The sequence below is a fragment of the Tardiphaga sp. P4_G1 genome (assembly GCF_056401215.1).
The window spans coordinates 60,854-76,157 of the sequence record NZ_JBFUJU010000003.1 but is presented as its reverse complement, the minus strand read 5'-3'; the positions used below and the strand labels follow the sequence as shown (position 1 = coordinate 76,157).

16 protein-coding genes and 1 tRNA gene are annotated in these 15,304 nt (G+C 61.7%); 13 read left to right on the top strand and 4 right to left on the bottom strand.

Going from position 1 to position 15,304, the window contains the following annotated elements; all coding sequences use genetic code 11:
• Nucleotides 1–129: 129 nt before the first annotated feature.
• Entirely contained in the window at nt 130–1,350 is a 1,221-nt protein-coding gene (locus tag AC1DUY_RS07935) for a hypothetical protein (protein WP_478113486.1), read from the top strand.
• An 82-nt stretch (nt 1,351–1,432) separates the two neighbouring features.
• Here AC1DUY_RS07935 and AC1DUY_RS07930 read toward each other — a convergent pair whose 3' ends face one another.
• The 3 genes from AC1DUY_RS07930 to AC1DUY_RS07920 all read right to left on the bottom strand — a co-directional run bounded on the left by AC1DUY_RS07930 (nt 1,433) and on the right by AC1DUY_RS07920 (nt 2,384).
• On the bottom strand, nt 1,433–1,672 hold the full coding sequence (locus AC1DUY_RS07930) for a GIY-YIG nuclease family protein (RefSeq protein WP_478113484.1): 240 nt from the start codon (nt 1,670–1,672) through the stop codon (nt 1,433–1,435).
• 141 nt (nt 1,673–1,813) lie between these two features.
• A tRNA-Ala gene (locus tag AC1DUY_RS07925) sits at nt 1,814–1,889 on the bottom strand.
• 81 nt (nt 1,890–1,970) lie between these two features.
• Nucleotides 1,971–2,384, bottom strand: a complete 414-nt coding sequence (locus tag AC1DUY_RS07920; protein WP_068730321.1) for a TIGR02300 family protein — start codon at nt 2,382–2,384, stop codon at nt 1,971–1,973.
• Between the two features lie 147 nt (nt 2,385–2,531).
• On the opposite strand from AC1DUY_RS07920, the gene aroA reads away from it, so the two are divergent.
• The 12 genes from aroA (at nt 2,532) to AC1DUY_RS07860 (ending at nt 14,650) form a co-directional block, all read left to right on the top strand.
• On the top strand, nt 2,532–3,881 hold the full coding sequence (gene aroA / locus AC1DUY_RS07915; protein ID WP_478113482.1) for a 3-phosphoshikimate 1-carboxyvinyltransferase: 1,350 nt from the start codon (nt 2,532–2,534) through the stop codon (nt 3,879–3,881).
• A 110-nt stretch (nt 3,882–3,991) separates the two neighbouring features.
• Nucleotides 3,992–4,630, top strand: coding sequence for a (d)CMP kinase (cmk, locus tag AC1DUY_RS07910; protein WP_093757876.1), 639 nt, complete (start codon nt 3,992–3,994; stop codon nt 4,628–4,630).
• Nucleotides 4,631–4,892: 262 nt separating this feature from the next.
• Nucleotides 4,893–6,596 (top strand): 30S ribosomal protein S1, encoded by a 1,704-nt coding sequence (gene rpsA, locus AC1DUY_RS07905; protein ID WP_068730324.1) that lies wholly within the window; start codon nt 4,893–4,895, stop codon nt 6,594–6,596.
• Between the two features lie 200 nt (nt 6,597–6,796).
• On the top strand, nt 6,797–7,777 hold the full coding sequence (sppA, locus tag AC1DUY_RS07900) for a signal peptide peptidase SppA (RefSeq protein ID WP_478113479.1): 981 nt from the start codon (nt 6,797–6,799) through the stop codon (nt 7,775–7,777).
• Nucleotides 7,778–7,938: 161 nt separating this feature from the next.
• On the top strand, nt 7,939–8,250 hold the full coding sequence (locus AC1DUY_RS07895; RefSeq protein ID WP_089266402.1) for an integration host factor subunit beta: 312 nt from the start codon (nt 7,939–7,941) through the stop codon (nt 8,248–8,250).
• An 87-nt stretch (nt 8,251–8,337) separates the two neighbouring features.
• Nucleotides 8,338–8,727 (top strand): LapA family protein, encoded by a 390-nt coding sequence (locus tag AC1DUY_RS07890; protein ID WP_199711988.1) that lies wholly within the window; start codon nt 8,338–8,340, stop codon nt 8,725–8,727.
• 57 nt (nt 8,728–8,784) lie between these two features.
• Nucleotides 8,785–9,441, top strand: a complete 657-nt coding sequence (locus tag AC1DUY_RS07885; protein ID WP_478113476.1) for a phosphoribosylanthranilate isomerase — start codon at nt 8,785–8,787, stop codon at nt 9,439–9,441.
• Nucleotides 9,441–10,658, top strand: a complete 1,218-nt coding sequence (gene trpB, locus AC1DUY_RS07880) for a tryptophan synthase subunit beta (RefSeq protein ID WP_093757880.1) — start codon at nt 9,441–9,443, stop codon at nt 10,656–10,658. Before AC1DUY_RS07885 ends, trpB begins: the two co-directional genes overlap by 1 nt.
• Nucleotides 10,655–11,491, top strand: a complete 837-nt coding sequence (gene trpA, locus AC1DUY_RS07875) for a tryptophan synthase subunit alpha (RefSeq protein WP_478113474.1) — start codon at nt 10,655–10,657, stop codon at nt 11,489–11,491. The genes trpB and trpA overlap by 4 nt, the downstream gene beginning before the upstream one ends.
• Nucleotides 11,492–11,596: 105 nt before the next feature.
• Nucleotides 11,597–12,526 carry an acetyl-CoA carboxylase, carboxyltransferase subunit beta gene (gene accD / locus AC1DUY_RS07870; RefSeq protein WP_439065473.1) on the top strand — a complete coding sequence of 310 codons (930 nt, stop codon included), beginning with the start codon at nt 11,597–11,599 and terminating at the stop codon, nt 12,524–12,526.
• Nucleotides 12,523–13,854 carry a bifunctional folylpolyglutamate synthase/dihydrofolate synthase gene (locus AC1DUY_RS07865; protein WP_478113472.1) on the top strand — a complete coding sequence of 444 codons (1,332 nt, stop codon included), beginning with the start codon at nt 12,523–12,525 and terminating at the stop codon, nt 13,852–13,854. The genes accD and AC1DUY_RS07865 overlap by 4 nt, the downstream gene beginning before the upstream one ends.
• 55 nt (nt 13,855–13,909) lie before the next feature.
• Nucleotides 13,910–14,650, top strand: a complete 741-nt coding sequence (locus AC1DUY_RS07860; protein ID WP_478113470.1) for a metallophosphoesterase family protein — start codon at nt 13,910–13,912, stop codon at nt 14,648–14,650.
• A 242-nt stretch (nt 14,651–14,892) separates the two neighbouring features.
• On the opposite strand, the gene trxA is transcribed toward AC1DUY_RS07860, so the two are convergent.
• The gene (gene trxA, locus AC1DUY_RS07855; protein ID WP_068734104.1) at nt 14,893–15,213 is read right to left on the bottom strand and encodes a thioredoxin; all 321 of its coding nucleotides are present in this window, start codon (nt 15,211–15,213) and stop codon (nt 14,893–14,895) included.
• Nucleotides 15,214–15,304 lie beyond the last annotated feature (91 nt).

Here is a 15,304-nt window from a genome sequence, read left to right as displayed (position 1 = left end):
GAGGTTGCTCTTGCGGGCAGGTGCTTCGTCAAGTCGGAAACCACGAGGGAAACGACAGACAAAGCTTTTAAGCGGTGATGCAATCTTCTAGGTTGTGGATTGTTCTTGTGGCCATCGAAGGGCGATCACGTGATTTCACCAAAGTCTCGTCACTCTGCTCCTATTTTTCACCCCATCGGCAAGGAGGCTATAACTCTCACGCGCATCAATCTCGGAGGGCAAGGACACGACGGCGAACAGCGCGAGGATTTCGTTCAAAATCTCGTTTATGATTGCCCCGAACTGATCCCGATGTCGGATATTGAGCCGGCCTTCACGCCGCTGATTCCGGTTTGCACGGAATTATCAACCGGAGCCGGCTCTCTGGACAACCTATGGATCACTCCAGCGGGAGGAATTGTTCTAGGCGAATGCAAGCTCGTCAAGAATCCTCAAGCTCGTCGCGAAGTGGTCGTCCAAGCACTTGACTATGCGCGAGCTATGTCCGGTTGGACCTACGAGCAATTGGAAAGCGCCGTTCAGAAAACGTCGCAAAACAAACTTAAAATCCCAAACCGTAAGCTCTGGGAGCTCGTGCAGGACGAGACGACTGAAATCGAGTTTGTCGACGCAGTAGAGAGACGGCTGCGCGTTGGCCATTTTATGATCTTGATCATAGGAGATGGAATTCAAGAGGGCGTCGAAGCCCTCACGGGCCATCTGCAGCTCCATGCAGGCATGCATGCCGGACTGGCGCTGGTCGATCTTTCAATTTGGACGGGGATTGATGGCGGTCTTCTTGTGGTGCCGCGCATCCCTTTGAAAACCGTGCTCGTTGAACGCGGCATTGTCAGGATCGACGAAGCTAACCGGATACGGATTGATCCGCCGGTTGGCGGTCAGGGCAAGTCTCTGGCCGGCCCCCGAGCTCAGACGACATCGGAGGCTGAATTCTACGCTCAGCTTGAGCAAAAGCGTCCAGGCCTGCCTATATTGCTTCAAGCGTTCATCGATAAGTTAGCCGAACTGGGCGTTACGCCGGAGCTCGGGGGGAAATCGCTCTTTCTTCGTTGGAAGTCGCCGGAAGCTGGAGCGATCACGCTCGCCTGCGTGGAGCCGACGGGCAAAGTCTGGTCGGCAAGAGTTCTCACCGACGCGCGGCGAGTCGGTATGGGCGAAGCTGCAGAGAAATATCTTGCGGAGGTTGCTCGGGCGATAGGAGGCTTCGTGAAACTCTACGAGAACGGGTCTCGTGAAGTGCTGACGAGTGACGGTAAGGCCAACGACGTTGAACCACTTCTAAATGCGGATAACTGGCTGCTGCCGATTCGTGCACTGATACAGACTCTGGCGGAAGCGGAAAGAAAGTGAGCTGCCGTACTATCCTCGAATGGCGGTCGGTTGCGCTGAGGGATCGGATGAGCAAAAGGCGCTGGTGAGGCAAAAAAGGTCGTCAGAGGCGCTTCTTTGCGAAGGCGCGGCCGGAATGGGATTTCAGATCTTTCTCGAAAGCGAGCGCGCGCTGTTTGTCCGGGAAAGCGCTGTACCAGGCCAGTTCCCACGGCATGAACTTTGCCGTGTGTGTTGATCTCCCGGCATTGTGCTCGGTGAGTCGCCGCTTCAGATCTTCTGTCGCGCCGATATATTCCTGATCTGGGAAGTTGATGCTGCGGATGATGTAGACGTACCACATCGTGGCTCGACCCGATTGGGAAGTACATCAAGCAATAAAGTGGGAACTTCAGTCCGTCTTCGCCCTTTGGGCCTCGCCGGACACCACGCTCCGCCAAGTGGCTAAGCGCGGCTGCGCCACGCGTAGCCACTTGGCGGAGCGTGGTGGAGCCAGGCGGGATCGAACCGCCGACCTCTTGCATGCCATGCAAGCGCTCTCCCAGCTGAGCTATGGCCCCAATACCTGCGACGCACTGGGTGGGGCGTCGCGCGGCAAACCAAGATCACATATCAGGAGTGATCTCAAGTCTCTTCTGAGCTTAACTTTCTTCGTCGCCCGAGACGTCGCCGATGATGTCGGTCACGTCCTCATCGCCTTCTTCTTCGTCGGCAATGAAGGTCGAATCATCGTCTTCATCGTCATCGATGGTGTCATCGACTTCGATATCGTCCTCGGATTCCAGCACGGCAGCCTTCTTGCCGGTATTTTCCTCGGCGTCGGCTTCCTCCAGCGAGACCAATTCTTCGCTCTCGGCGGCTTCCGGAGTTTCTGCGGCGGCAGATGCTGCAGCTGCGCGTGCGGCTGCATCCGCGCGGGTCCGCGGCGGCGCAATCGGCGCAATCGGCACAACCTCGCCCGTATAAGGCGAAATCACCGGGCTCTTGTTGAGGTCGTAGAACTTCTTGCCCGTCGTGGGGCAAATGCGTTTGGTTCCGAGATCGGATTTGGCCACGTGAAGGGTCCTGGGGATTTTTTGAAAAACGGTGCTTCACTTGGCTAGTTGACGCGCCCCTGTCAATAGCGGTTTGCGTGAGAATGACCGCTGCGTGACGCAGCGTGGCTCATATGCTACGAGCCGCCTGCGCGAAGGAACACAATCTTGACCCAATCAGACACAGCCGCCGCCCAGCCGACCCCGCTGACAGCGCGAAAATCCGGCGCCCTGCGCGGCTCTGCCCGCGTGCCCGGCGACAAGTCGATCTCGCACCGGGCCCTCATTCTGGGTGCCCTGGCGGTCGGCGAGACCCGGATCACGGGGCTGCTGGAGGGCGAGGACGTCCTGAATACCGCCAAATCGATGCAGGCACTGGGCGCCAGGGTCGAACGCGCCGGCGATTTCGCGTGGAAGGTCAACGGCGTTGGCGTTGCCGGCTTCGCCGCGCCCAAGGCGCCGCTGGATTTCGGCAATTCGGGTACCGGGTGCCGATTGGTGATGGGCGCCGTCGCCGGCTGTCCGATCGAGGCGACATTCGATGGCGACGCGTCGCTGCGCAGCCGGCCGATGCGCAGGATCGTTGACCCGTTGGAACTCATGGGCGCCAAGGTCACCGCGAGCCAGGACGGCGGGCGTCTGCCGCTGACGCTCAAAGGCGCGCGTGATCCGCTGCCGATCGTCTATCGTACCCCGGTAGCTTCCGCCCAGATCAAGTCAGCCGTGCTGCTGGCCGGCCTGTCGGCCCCGGGCACCACCACGGTCATCGAGACCGAGGCCAGCCGGGACCACACCGAGCTGATGCTCAAGCATTTCGGCGCCGAGATTACTTCCGAAAAAGAAGGCGCGCACGGCCGCAAGATCACGCTCACCGGCCAGCCCGAATTGAAGGGTGCCGATGTCGTGGTGCCGGCAGATCCGTCCTCCGCAGCATTCCCGATGGTTGCGGCATTGATCGTGCCGGGCTCCGAGATCGTACTCACCGATGTGATGACCAATCCGCTGCGCACCGGGCTGTTCACGACGTTGCGCGAGATGGGCGCATCCATCGAGGAAAGCGATATCCGCGGCGATGCCGGCGAACCGATGGCGCAGTTCCGGATCACAGCGTCGAAGCTGCACGGCGTCGAAGTGCCGCCGGAGCGCGCGCCGTCGATGATCGATGAATATCTGGTGCTGGCGGTGGCTGCGGCTTTCGCAGAGGGCACGACCATCATGCGCGGGCTGCAGGAGCTGCGTGTGAAGGAATCCGACCGTCTGGAAGCCACTGCGGCGATGCTGCGGGTCAACGGCGTCAATGTCGAGATCGTTGGCGACGACCTCATCGTGCACGGCAATGGCCGTGTTGCCGGTGGCGGCCTCGTTGCCACCCATATGGATCACCGCATCGCCATGTCGGCGCTGGCCATGGGCCTCGCTTCCGACAGACCGGTGACCATCGACGACACGACATTCATCGCCACCAGCTTCCCCGATTTCATCCCGATGATGCGTCGGCTGGGTGCTGATTTCTCCTGAGGTTGCCGGCGTGGATATTTCCGGAGACGGGTGCTAAGCCCGCGCAGGTCGCGCGAGCCTGACTCCCGATCCACCGCCATTCATCGTGACAAGACGAGCACGCGCAACGCATGATTATTGCTATCGACGGTCCCGCCGCATCCGGAAAAGGCACGCTGGGCAAACGGCTTGCGCACCATTACGGTTACCGGCACCTCGATACCGGCGTGATCTATCGCGCGGTCGCCAAGGCGATGCTCGATCTTGGCGCGGACCTGACCGATGAGGCGCAGGCCGTGGCTGTCGCCAGTGAGCTCGATCCCGAGAAATTCGGCAATCCGGCGCTGAAGACCCAGGAAGTCGGCGATGCGGCCTCTGTGGTCTCGGCCATCCCCCGGGTGCGGGAGGTCCTTTTGAACTTCCAGCGGCGTTTTGCCGAGGATCCGCCGGGAGCGGTGCTCGACGGCCGGGACATTGGAACCGTGATCTGCCCCCATGCCGACGTGAAGATCTTCGTCGTCGCCGATGCCAGGGTCCGCGCCCGCCGGCGCACCCTGGAGGCTCTCGGACGGGGCGAGGTGGCCGATGAGGCCGCCGTGCTGGCAGATATCATCAGGCGCGACGAACGCGACCAGAACCGCCCGATTGCGCCTCTGAAGCCGGCCACGGATGCATACTTGCTGGATAACTCCAATTTGGATATAGAAGGCGGCGTCCGGGCCGCCATCGACATTGTCGAGGCCGTCCGAGCGGGCCGGCAACGGGTCTGATTTTTCTTTCTTTCCGAAAGACCTCAGACAAAACCGTTGCCGTCATTGGAGGAAAGCCCGCTCCCGATCTCGAGCTGCGATACGCGCTTCAGGCTCCGGACACCATCAAGACCCTACCCACGTTTCGATCGTGAAGGCATGCTGCCGGCCCGTTCTTGCATCCTCCTGCAAGGCGGTCGTTAGAGGTTGCGGACCCCTGACACTTCACATTTGAGACGCCCATTAACCCGAACGGCCGGCGATACCCGCATCTGGAGAACAAATGGCTTCGACTGCTTCTTCGTATAATCCTTCCCGCGATGATTTCGCGGCAATGCTCGACGAGTCCTTCGCGGGCGGCAACCTTCAGGAAAGCTCTGTTATCAAGGGCATCGTGGTTGCGATTGAAAAGGACATGGCCGTCATCGACGTCGGCCTGAAGACTGAAGGCCGTGTGGCACTGCGCGAATTCGCCGGTCCCGGCCGTGACAGCGAACTCAAGGTCGGCGACGAAGTCGAAGTGTTCCTCGACCGGATCGAAAACGCACTGGGCGAAGCCGTTCTGTCGCGCGACAAGGCCCGCCGCGAAGAGAGCTGGGGCAAGCTCGAGAAGGCCTTCAACAACAATGAGAAGGTTCACGGCGTCATCTTCAACCAGGTCAAGGGTGGCTTCACCGTCGATCTCGACGGTGCAGTGGCCTTCCTGCCGCGTTCGCAGGTGGACATTCGTCCGATCCGCGACGTCGCTCCGCTGATGAACAACTCGCAGCCGTTCCAGATCCTCAAGATGGATCGCCGCCGCGGCAACATCGTCGTGTCGCGTCGTACGGTTCTCGAAGAGACCCGCGCCGAACAGCGTCAGGAACTGGTCCAGAACCTTGAAGAGGGTCAGGTCATCGACGGCGTCGTCAAGAACATCACCGATTACGGTGCGTTCGTTGACCTCGGCGGTATCGACGGCCTGCTGCACGTCACCGATATCGCGTGGCGCCGCGTCAACCATCCGACCGAAGTGCTCACCATCGGTCAGACGGTCAAGGTCAAGATCATCAAGATCAACCACGAGACCCACCGTATCTCGCTCGGCATGAAGCAGCTGCTCGACGATCCGTGGCAGGGCATCGAGGCGAAGTACCCGCTGAACGCACGCTTCTCAGGTCGCGTCACCAACATCACAGACTACGGCGCATTCGTCGAATTGGAGCCGGGCATCGAAGGCCTGATCCACGTGTCGGAAATGTCGTGGACCAAGAAGAACATGCACCCTGGCAAGATCGTTTCGACCTCGCAGGAAGTCGAAGTGCAGGTTCTCGAAGTCGACAGCGTCAAGCGCCGCATTTCACTCGGTCTCAAGCAGACCATGCGCAATCCGTGGGAAGTGTTCGTCGAGAAGTTCCCGGTCGGTTCGACCGTCGAAGGCGAAGTCAAGAACAAGACCGAGTTCGGTCTGTTCCTCGGTCTCGAAGGCGACGTGGACGGCATGGTCCATCTCTCCGACCTCGACTGGAAGCAGCCGGGCGAGCAGGTCATCGACAACTTCAAGAAGGGCGACATGGTCAAGGCCATCGTCCTCGACGTGGATGTCGAGAAGGAGCGCATCTCGCTCGGCGTCAAGCAGCTCGAAGGCGACCCCTTCGCAGAGCCGGGCGACGTCAAGAAGGGCGCTGTCGTGACTTGCGAAGTGATCGAAGTGAAGGAATCCGGCATCGACGTTCAGATCGCCGGCACCGACTTCACGACCTTCATCAAGCGTTCGGAACTGGCGCGTGAGCGCTCGGATCAGCGCGCTGAGCGTTTCGCCGTCGGCGAGAAGGTCGATGCCCGCGTGATCCAGTTCGACAAGAAGGCCCGCAAGGTCCAGGTGTCGATCAAGGCTCTCGAAGTGGCAGAAGAGAAGGAAGCCATCGCGCAGTACGGATCATCGGATTCGGGCGCGACCCTCGGCGACATTCTCGGCAAGGCGCTCAAGCAGAGCACCGACAAGTAAGCGCGCAAGTAAGTTTCGACTCACTTGTTGCTATCAATGGGGGCCCCGGTTTCACCGGGGCCCTTTTTGCTGTTTCGACCATGTTTTCTTCATATTGCCTCGCAATTGATGTATTTGAGATACCTCAAGTAAACGCTGCCCGGACGACAGATGCAGCATCCGCCAGACGCAGCTCTCGCCGAGGGCTTAGGAGATTTCCGATGTCGCTTGATTCCGATGTGATCGTCGATCGCCGCAGGATGCGTCGCAAGCTGACGTTCTGGCGCGTGGCAGCGGTGCTGGTCGCGGTCGCTGCGGTGGTCGTCGTCGGCGTCGTGGTGACGCGGTCGGGGTCCGAGGGGCTGTCGTCGTCGGGGGCGATTGCGCGCATCAAGATCGAGGGCCTGATTCAGAGCAACAATGATCGCGTCGAGGCGCTGGAGCGGCTGGAGAAATCATCGGCGGCGGCGGTGGTGGTACATATCAATTCGCCGGGCGGCACCACGGCTGGCTCCGAGCAGCTCTATGACGCGCTGATGCGCCTCAAGGCCAAGAAACCGATGGTCGTTGTCGTCGAGGGCCTGGCCGCATCGGGCGGCTACATCGCGGCACTCGCATCCGACCATATCGTTGCGCAGCAGAGCTCGCTGGTCGGCTCCATCGGTGTTCTGTTCCAGTTTCCCAATTTCACGGGGTTGATGAAGACCGTCGGTGTCGAGGTCGAGCAGGTCAAATCCTCGCCCCTGAAGGCGGCGCCCAATGGTTTCGAGCCGACCAGCCCGGAGGCGCGGGCAGCGCTGGAATCGCTCGTGAAGGACTCCTATGGCTGGTTCCGTGGGCTTGTGCAGAGCCGCCGCACCATGGATGACGCGCAACTACAGAAAGTCGCCGATGGCCGTGTTTTCACGGGGCGCCAAGCTGTGGACCTCAAGCTGATTGATCAGCTTGGCGACGAGAAAGCCGCGGTGGCGTGGCTGGTATCCGAGAAGAAAATCAAGAGCGATCTGCCGGTTCGCGACTTCAAGCTGACACCTAAATTCAGCGATTTCACCTTCCTGCGCGCTGCTGCGACGATCACACTCGATGCGGTGGGTCTCAACGCGATCGCGCGGCAGGTCGAGCAGGCGGGCCTCGCGCAGGCCATGGACGGCTTCGGTCTCGATGGCATGCTGGCGCTGTGGCGGCCGGCCACCACCAACTAGGGAACTGCTCGTCCTGTTCTTTCCGCACTGCAAGGAAGGCTGCAACAACGGTTTCGGGCATTTGTCACGCATTTTCGAAGGTGCCCGAATTCATTTAGCGTCTTGACAGTTCAAGGCATTTTCACGGAAATGCATCCTCCCGTTCAGAGTCCAACGTCTCGATGATCAAATCCGAACTCGTTCAACGCATCGCTGAGCATAACCCGCACCTCTACCAGCGGGATGTTGAGAACATCGTGAATGCGATTCTCGATGAGATCGTGGCTGCGCTGGCACGCGGTGACCGTGTCGAACTCCGCGGCTTCGGTGCATTCTCGGTGAAGCATCGCCCCGCCCGCGCAGGCCGCAATCCGCGGACTGGCGAGCATGTTCCGGTAGACCAGAAGAGTGTTCCGTTCTTCAAGACCGGCAAGGAAATGCGCGAGCGGCTCAACCGTGAGAATGGTGCGCCGGAAGCCAGCGCGGCGTCATAAAGAACTTTGAGGTAGCGCGCATTCGGGCCGACAGGTCTGAGCCAATTAGCGGCATGCGCGCCCGCATCGCCTTCGCGAGAGACGTTGATGCGCAAATTCTTCTCAGCCCTGGTGATCATCCCCCTCGCGATCGTCTTCGTCGTGTTCGCCGTCGCCAACCGTCATATGGTCACGGTCTCCTTCGATCCGTTCAACAGCAGCGATCCCGCGGTCGGTGCCACGATGCCGCTATTCGTTGTGATCATCCTGTCGGCCATCCTGGGCGTCATCGCAGGGGGAATGGCGACCTGGTTCAGGCAAGGGCACTGGCGCCGCGCAGCACGTCAGCATGAGGCCGATATCAGGCGGGCCCGCGCAGAACTGGCCGATCTGCGCGCCCATACCGCGACCACGTCACGGAACGGTGTGCAGCGGCTTCCGGCGCCGGGTTCCTCCTATATGGCCGGTGAGCGAGACAAGTCCGGCGCGACGTTGTAGAACCCCGCGCATAGGCTTTTCCTGCCATTCCCGGTATTGCCAGCGGCCATTTGAAGCATGTCTCTGATCGTCAAAATTTGCGGCCTGTCCACTCCGGAGACGCTCGATGCGGCTCTGGTCGGCGGCGCGGATATGGTCGGCTTCGTGTTCTTTCCGCCGTCGCCGCGTCACGTCACGCTCGACGTTGCCCGGGCTTTGGGCAGGCAGGCGAAGGGCCGTGCCGTGAAGGTCGCGCTGTCGGTCGATGCCGATGACGCGGATCTTGAAAACAGTATCGATGCCTTGAAGCCCGATATCCTGCAGCTCCATGGCAAGGAGAGTGTGGCGCGGGTGCGCGATATCAAACAGAAGTTCGGCCTTCCGGTGATGAAGGCGCTCGCCGTCGAGACCAGGGCCGATCTCGCTACGTTGCCCGGCTATGCCGCGGTCTGCGATCGCATCCTGTTCGATGCCAAACCACCAAAGGATGCAACGCGTCCGGGTGGTCTCGGCGCGGTCTTCGACTGGCATCTGCTCGAAGGCCTCGATCTGAAGCTGCCCTTCATGGTATCGGGCGGCCTCACCGCCGCCAATGTCGCCGAGGCCCTGCGCATCACGCGGGCCGGCGGTGTCGATATTTCGTCCGGCGTGGAAAGCGCGCCGGGCATCAAGGATCCCGACATGATCCGCGCTTTCATCCGCGCCGCGCGCGCAACGCAAGAGTTGACGACCTGATGACTCAAGCCATTCCCAATTCCTACCGGTCCGGTCCCGACGATACCGGTCACTTCGGCATTTTCGGCGGCCGCTTCGTCGCCGAGACGCTGATGCCGCTGATCCTCGATCTGCAGAAGGCCTATGAGGACGCCAAGGCCGATCCTGCTTTCCGCAAGGAGATGGATGGTTATCTCAAGGCCTATGTCGGCCGCCCGTCGCCGCTCTATTTCGCGGAACGTCTCACCGAGCATCTCGGTGGCGCAAAAATCTATCTGAAGCGCGAGGAGCTGAATCACACCGGCTCGCACAAGGTCAACAACGTGCTCGGCCAGATCATGGTTGCGCGCCGCATGGGCAAGAAGCGCATCATCGCCGAGACCGGCGCCGGCCAGCATGGCGTGGCGACGGCGACGCTCTGCGCGCGCTTCGGCCTCGAATGCATCGTCTATATGGGTGCGGTGGACGTCGCCCGTCAGCAGCCCAATGTGATCCGCATGGAAATGCTCGGCGCCAAGGTGGTGCCGGTGCAGGTCGGCGCACGCACGCTGAAAGATGCGATGAACGAGGCGCTGCGCGACTGGGTCACCAATGTGCACAACACGTTCTATTGCATCGGCACCGTCGCCGGCCCGCATCCGTATCCGATGATGGTGCGCGACTTCCAGTCGATCATCGGCGAGGAAACTCGTGTGCAGATGCAGGAGATCGAAGGTCGTTTGCCGGATTCGTTGATCGCCTGCATCGGCGGCGGCTCCAATGCGATGGGGCTCTTCCATCCGTTTCTCGACGATCCATCGGTTGATATCTACGGCGTCGAAGCGGCGGGCCACGGGCTCACCAACCTGCACGCCGCATCGATTGCTGGCGGCCGTCCCGGCGTGCTGCATGGCAACCGTACCTATCTCTTGATGGATGAAGACGGCCAGATCCAGGAAGGCCATTCGATCTCCGCGGGCCTCGATTATCCTGGCATCGGCCCCGAACATTCGTGGCTGCATACGATCGGCCGCGTGAAGTATCTGTCGGCGACGGATGAAGAAGCGCTCACCGCATTTCAGCTGCTGTCGAAACTCGAAGGCATCATCCCGGCACTGGAGCCGGCGCATGCCCTCGCCAAGGTGAGCGAACTCGCGCCAACGCTGCCGAAGGATCACCTGATGGTCGTCAACCTCTCCGGCCGCGGCGACAAGGACGTCCCGCAGGTCGGCGATATCCTGAAGGGCAGGCAGTCGTGACCACCCGCATCGATACCCGTTTCGCCGAACTCAAGGCCGAAGGCCGCGCGGCTTTCGTGACTTTCGTGATGGCCGGCGATCCCGATCCCGCCACTGCGCTGGAAATCGTCAAGGCGCTGCCGAAGGCCGGCGCCGATATCATCGAGATCGGCATGCCCTTTACCGATCCGATGGCTGACGGCCCGTCGATCCAGGCCGCGGGTCTGCGCGCGCTGCAGGCCGGCATGACGCTGCGCAAGACGCTGCAGCTCGTGCGCGACTTCCGCGCCACGGACAACAAGACGCCGATCGTCCTGATGGGCTACTACAATCCGATCTATATCTACGGCGTCGATAAATTCCTGCCCGACGCGAAGGCCGCGGGCGTCGATGGTCTGATCATCGTCGATTTGCCGCCGGAAGAAGACGCAGAGCTCTGCCTGCCGGCGATCAAAGCCGGATTGAATTTCATCCGTCTGGCCACGCCGACCACCGATGACAAGCGCCTCCCGGCGGTGCTCGCGAACACGTCGGGCTTCGTCTATTACGTCTCGGTCACCGGCATCACCGGCTCGGCCAGCGCGGATTCATCCGCCGTGAGCACGGCCGTGGCGCGGATCAAGCGTCACACCAAGCTGCCGGTCTGTGTCGGTTTCGGCATCCGGACGCCGGAAGCCGCGCATGACATCGCCCGGCATGCCAATGGCGCCGTGGTCGGCACCGCGCTGATCGATGCGCTGAAAGGCTCGCTGGACGCCGATGGCAAGGCCACGGCCAGGACTGTCAGTGCGGTCGCCGATCTGGCCGCGGCCCTCGCGCAGGGCGTTCATGGGGCCAAACAGGCTGCGGAATAAGCCACAATTGGCCTCCATCAACCGGGAACAACGGTTGCCGGGCTCCGTTCCGGCCGCCATATAGATATCAGAGCGACGCATCATCTCAGCGACGCGGAGACACATATGAACTGGCTCACCAACGTCGTCCGGCCGAAAATCCGCAACATCCTGCGTCGTGAGACGCCCGAGAACCTCTGGATCAAGTGCCCGGATACCGGACAGCTCGTGTTCTACAAGGACGTTGAGAGCAACCAGTTCGTCATTCCGGGCTCGAACTATCACATGCGCATGGGCGCCACCGCCCGCATGAAGTCGATCTTCGACAACGAGACCTGGTACGACGTCGCGCTGCCCGAGGTGATCGCCGATCCGCTGAAGTTTCGCGACGAGCGCAAATATGTCGACCGCATCAAGGATGCGCGCACCAAGACCGGCATGAACGACTCGGTCAAGGTCGGTTACGGCAAGATGGAAGGCTCCGGCGTCGTCGTCGCCGTACAGGATTTCGATTTCATGGGCGGCTCGCTCGGCATGGCTGCAGGTGAGGCGCTGGTGCGCGGGCTCGAGCTCGCCGTCGAGAAGAAGTCGCCCTTTATCGTGTTCGCCGCCTCCGGCGGCGCGCGGATGCAGGAGGGCATCCTGTCGCTGATGCAGCTGCCGCGCACCACCGTCGGCGTGCAGATGCTGCGCGAGGCCAAGCTGCCTTACATTGTCGTGCTCACCAACCCGACCACCGGCGGCGTCACTGCGTCCTATGCGATGCTGGGCGACGTGCAGATCGCCGAGCCCGGCGCGCTGATCGGCTTTGCCGGTGCGCGCGTGATCGAACAGACCATTCGCGAAAAGCTGCCGGAAGGTTTCCAGCGCGCCGAATATCTGCGTGACCACGGCATGATCGACATGGTCGTGCATCGCCACGATCTGAAGCCGACGCTGGCGCGCCTCTGTCGTCTGCTGACGAAGTCTCCGGCCATTGCGAGCCCGCCGCGCGCGGAGAGCATTCCGGCCGAGATCCTCGTGGCTCCTGACGCGGTGCCGGCCGCACACGCGTGAGCACCTCCGCGCCGCCATCGTCGCCCGACCTCGGCGAGATTCTGGCGCGGCTGTCGAAGCTGCATCCGAACACCATTGATCTGTCGCTAGACCGTATGCAGCGGCTGATGGCGCAGCTCGGCAATCCCGAGCGCAAGCTGCCCCCGGTGATCCATGTGGCCGGCACCAACGGCAAGGGCTCGACCATCGCCTATCTGCGCGCGTTCTGTGAGGCCGCAGGCCTGCGCGTTCACGTCTACACCTCACCGCATCTCGTCCGCATGAATGAGAGCATTCGCCTTGCCGGCACCTTGGTGAGTGACGACGCATTGCGTGATGCGTTCGCGCATGTTGAGTCGATTAACGCTGGCGCGCCGATCACGTTGTTCGAGGCCGAGACCGCCGTCGCGTTCGATCTGTTCGCGAAGCATCCCGCCGACGTCGTGCTGCTCGAAGTCGGCCTCGGCGGGCGGCTCGATGCGACCAACGTGATCGAAACGCCCGCCGCCTGCGTGCTCACGCCGATTACCATCGATCACACCGACTTCCTCGGCGACACGCTCGCGAAAATCGCAACCGAGAAAGCCGGCATCATCAAGCGCCGCGTGCCGGTCATCACGGCCGAGCAAGCGCCTAATGTAACCGATGTGATCGAACAGCAGGCGCGCAGGATGCATGCGCGGCTCATCAGCGCCGGGCAGGAATGGCACGTCAATATCGAGCGCGGCCGCCTCGTGTATCAGGACGATCGCGGGCTGATGGATATCGCCGCACCACGCCTGTTCGGGCGCCATCAGTTCGGCAATGCGGGTCTGGCCATTGCGACATTGCGCGCGCTAGATATCTTCAAGATCGATCCGGCCGCCTATGAGACAGGTGTCGCGCGCGCCGAATGGCCGGCGCGGATGCAGCGGCTGACATCGGGCAAGCTCGTCGCGGTGGCGCCCGCCGATTCCGAAGTCTGGCTTGACGGCGGCCACAATGCCGATGGCGGGCGCGTCATCGCAGCCGCGCTTGGCGATCTCGAAGAGCGCGTGCCGCGGCCTCTGGTGGTGATCGCCGGCATGATGGCCAACAAGGATGCGACGGGCTTCCTGGCGAATTTCGCCGGCCAGACCCGCCATATCATTGCGGTGAAAATCCCTGGCCGCGACGGCGCCATGGCGCCGGAGGCGCTGGCCGATGCCGCGCGGAGTCTCGGCATGCGCGTCGAGACGGCGCCGAGCGTCGCCGATGCGCTGCAATCCCTCACCCGGCTCGCCTATGAAGTACCTCCGCGGATCCTGATTGCAGGCTCGCTCTATCTGGCCGGTCATGTACTTGCGGAGAACGGCACGCTCCCTGCATAGAACGGCATCGATACAAGGGATCTCTGATTGATCTGCTTGATTTTAGGGAGGTTCGATGCGCTTCGCTGCCATTGCCGATGTTCACGGCAACCACTTTGCCCTTGAGGCGGTTGTCGCCGATATCCGTACCCAAGGCATCACCGACATCGTCAATCTTGGTGATATGGCCAGCGGTGCGCTCGATGCGCGCCGTGCGGTGGACATCATGATGGGCCTCAATGCCACCAATATCCGCGGCAATCATGATCGTTACATCACCGACTACAAGCTTGACGACATGTGGCCGTCCGATCGGCTGGCCCACAGCCAGCTAGAACCAGAGCAGATGGACTGGCTGCGTGCGCTGCCCTTCAGCACGATTTATCAGGGCGAGGTCTATCTCGTTCACGCGACGCCCGATGACGACAACGCCTACTGGATGGAAGCGGTGACCCCCGAAGGCATCGTGCATATGGCCGCGATCGAAGCCATCGAGGAGAAGGCCAAGGGCATCACGCAATCGCTGATTCTCTGCGCCCACACCCACATCGCGCGATCGGTGCGGCTTCGCGACGGCCGCATGATCGTCAATCCCGGCAGCGTCGGCGGCCCCGGCTATCGCGACGTCACGCCCTATCCGCACACGCTGGAAGTCGGCACGCCCGACGCCTGCTATGCGATTCTGGATTCCAGCTCAGGCCGCTGGCAGGTGACGTTTCGTCAGGTGCCTTACGATCATCAGGCGATGGCGGAGTTGGCATTGCAGAACCAGCGACCGGAATGGGCGAGCGCACTGGCGACGGGATGGATTCGCTGATGTAAAGAAAAACGGTCGGCGTCGCTTCCCTCGCCCCGCTTGCGGGGRGAGGGTGGCGCGGACGAAGTCCGCGGCGGGTGAGGGGGAGCCAGCGAGTGAAACACTGGCTCCCCCTCACCCGCCTTCCACATGCTCCGCATGTGAAAGTCGACCTCTCCCCGCAAGCGGGGCGAGATTAGGTACACAAAACAAAAACGGCCGGTGAAAATCACCGGCCGTAAATTCTCGAATAAAGCGCGTGATCAGACCGCAGCGCTGATCCACTGCTGCAGCTTCGCCTTCGGCGCGGCGCCGACCTGGCGCGAGGCCATTTCGCCGCCCTTGAAGATCATCAGCGTCGGGATCGACATCACGCCATACTTCGATGCGGTTTTCGGGTTCTCGTCGACATTGAGCTTCAGGATGGTGACCTTTTCGCCCATGGCAGCGGAGATTTCGTCGAGCGCCGGCGCGATCATGCGGCAGGGACCGCACCACTCGGCCCAGAAATCGATCACGACCGGGCCGGTCGCCTTGAGCACTTCCGCTTCGAAATCGGCGTCTGTCACCTTGCCAACGGCCATGGTCGTATCCTCGTCCTGTTCAATGAAAGGCGCGCCAGAAGATTCGCGCGCTGGAATGATGCATCCAACCTATGAACGCCCCCTTGCCGGG

Bases quoted from the DNA above. Each gene is read 5' to 3' on its own strand.
- AC1DUY_RS07930 (WP_478113484.1), bottom strand. From the start codon at position 1,672: ATGTGGTACGTCTACATCATCCGCAGCATCAACTTCCCAGATCAGGAA.
- cmk (WP_093757876.1), top strand. From the start codon at position 3,992: ATGATTATTGCTATCGACGGTCCCGCCGCATCCGGAAAAGGCACGCTG.
- rpsA (WP_068730324.1), top strand. From the start codon at position 4,893: ATGGCTTCGACTGCTTCTTCGTATAATCCTTCCCGCGATGATTTCGCG.
- sppA (WP_478113479.1), top strand. From the start codon at position 6,797: ATGTCGCTTGATTCCGATGTGATCGTCGATCGCCGCAGGATGCGTCGC.
- AC1DUY_RS07895 (WP_089266402.1), top strand. From the start codon at position 7,939: ATGATCAAATCCGAACTCGTTCAACGCATCGCTGAGCATAACCCGCAC.
- AC1DUY_RS07890 (WP_199711988.1), top strand. From the start codon at position 8,338: ATGCGCAAATTCTTCTCAGCCCTGGTGATCATCCCCCTCGCGATCGTC.
- AC1DUY_RS07885 (WP_478113476.1), top strand. From the start codon at position 8,785: ATGTCTCTGATCGTCAAAATTTGCGGCCTGTCCACTCCGGAGACGCTC.
- trpB (WP_093757880.1), top strand. From the start codon at position 9,441: ATGACTCAAGCCATTCCCAATTCCTACCGGTCCGGTCCCGACGATACC.
- accD (WP_439065473.1), top strand. From the start codon at position 11,597: ATGAACTGGCTCACCAACGTCGTCCGGCCGAAAATCCGCAACATCCTG.
- AC1DUY_RS07860 (WP_478113470.1), top strand. From the start codon at position 13,910: ATGCGCTTCGCTGCCATTGCCGATGTTCACGGCAACCACTTTGCCCTT.
- trxA (WP_068734104.1), bottom strand. From the start codon at position 15,213: ATGGCCGTTGGCAAGGTGACAGACGCCGATTTCGAAGCGGAAGTGCTC.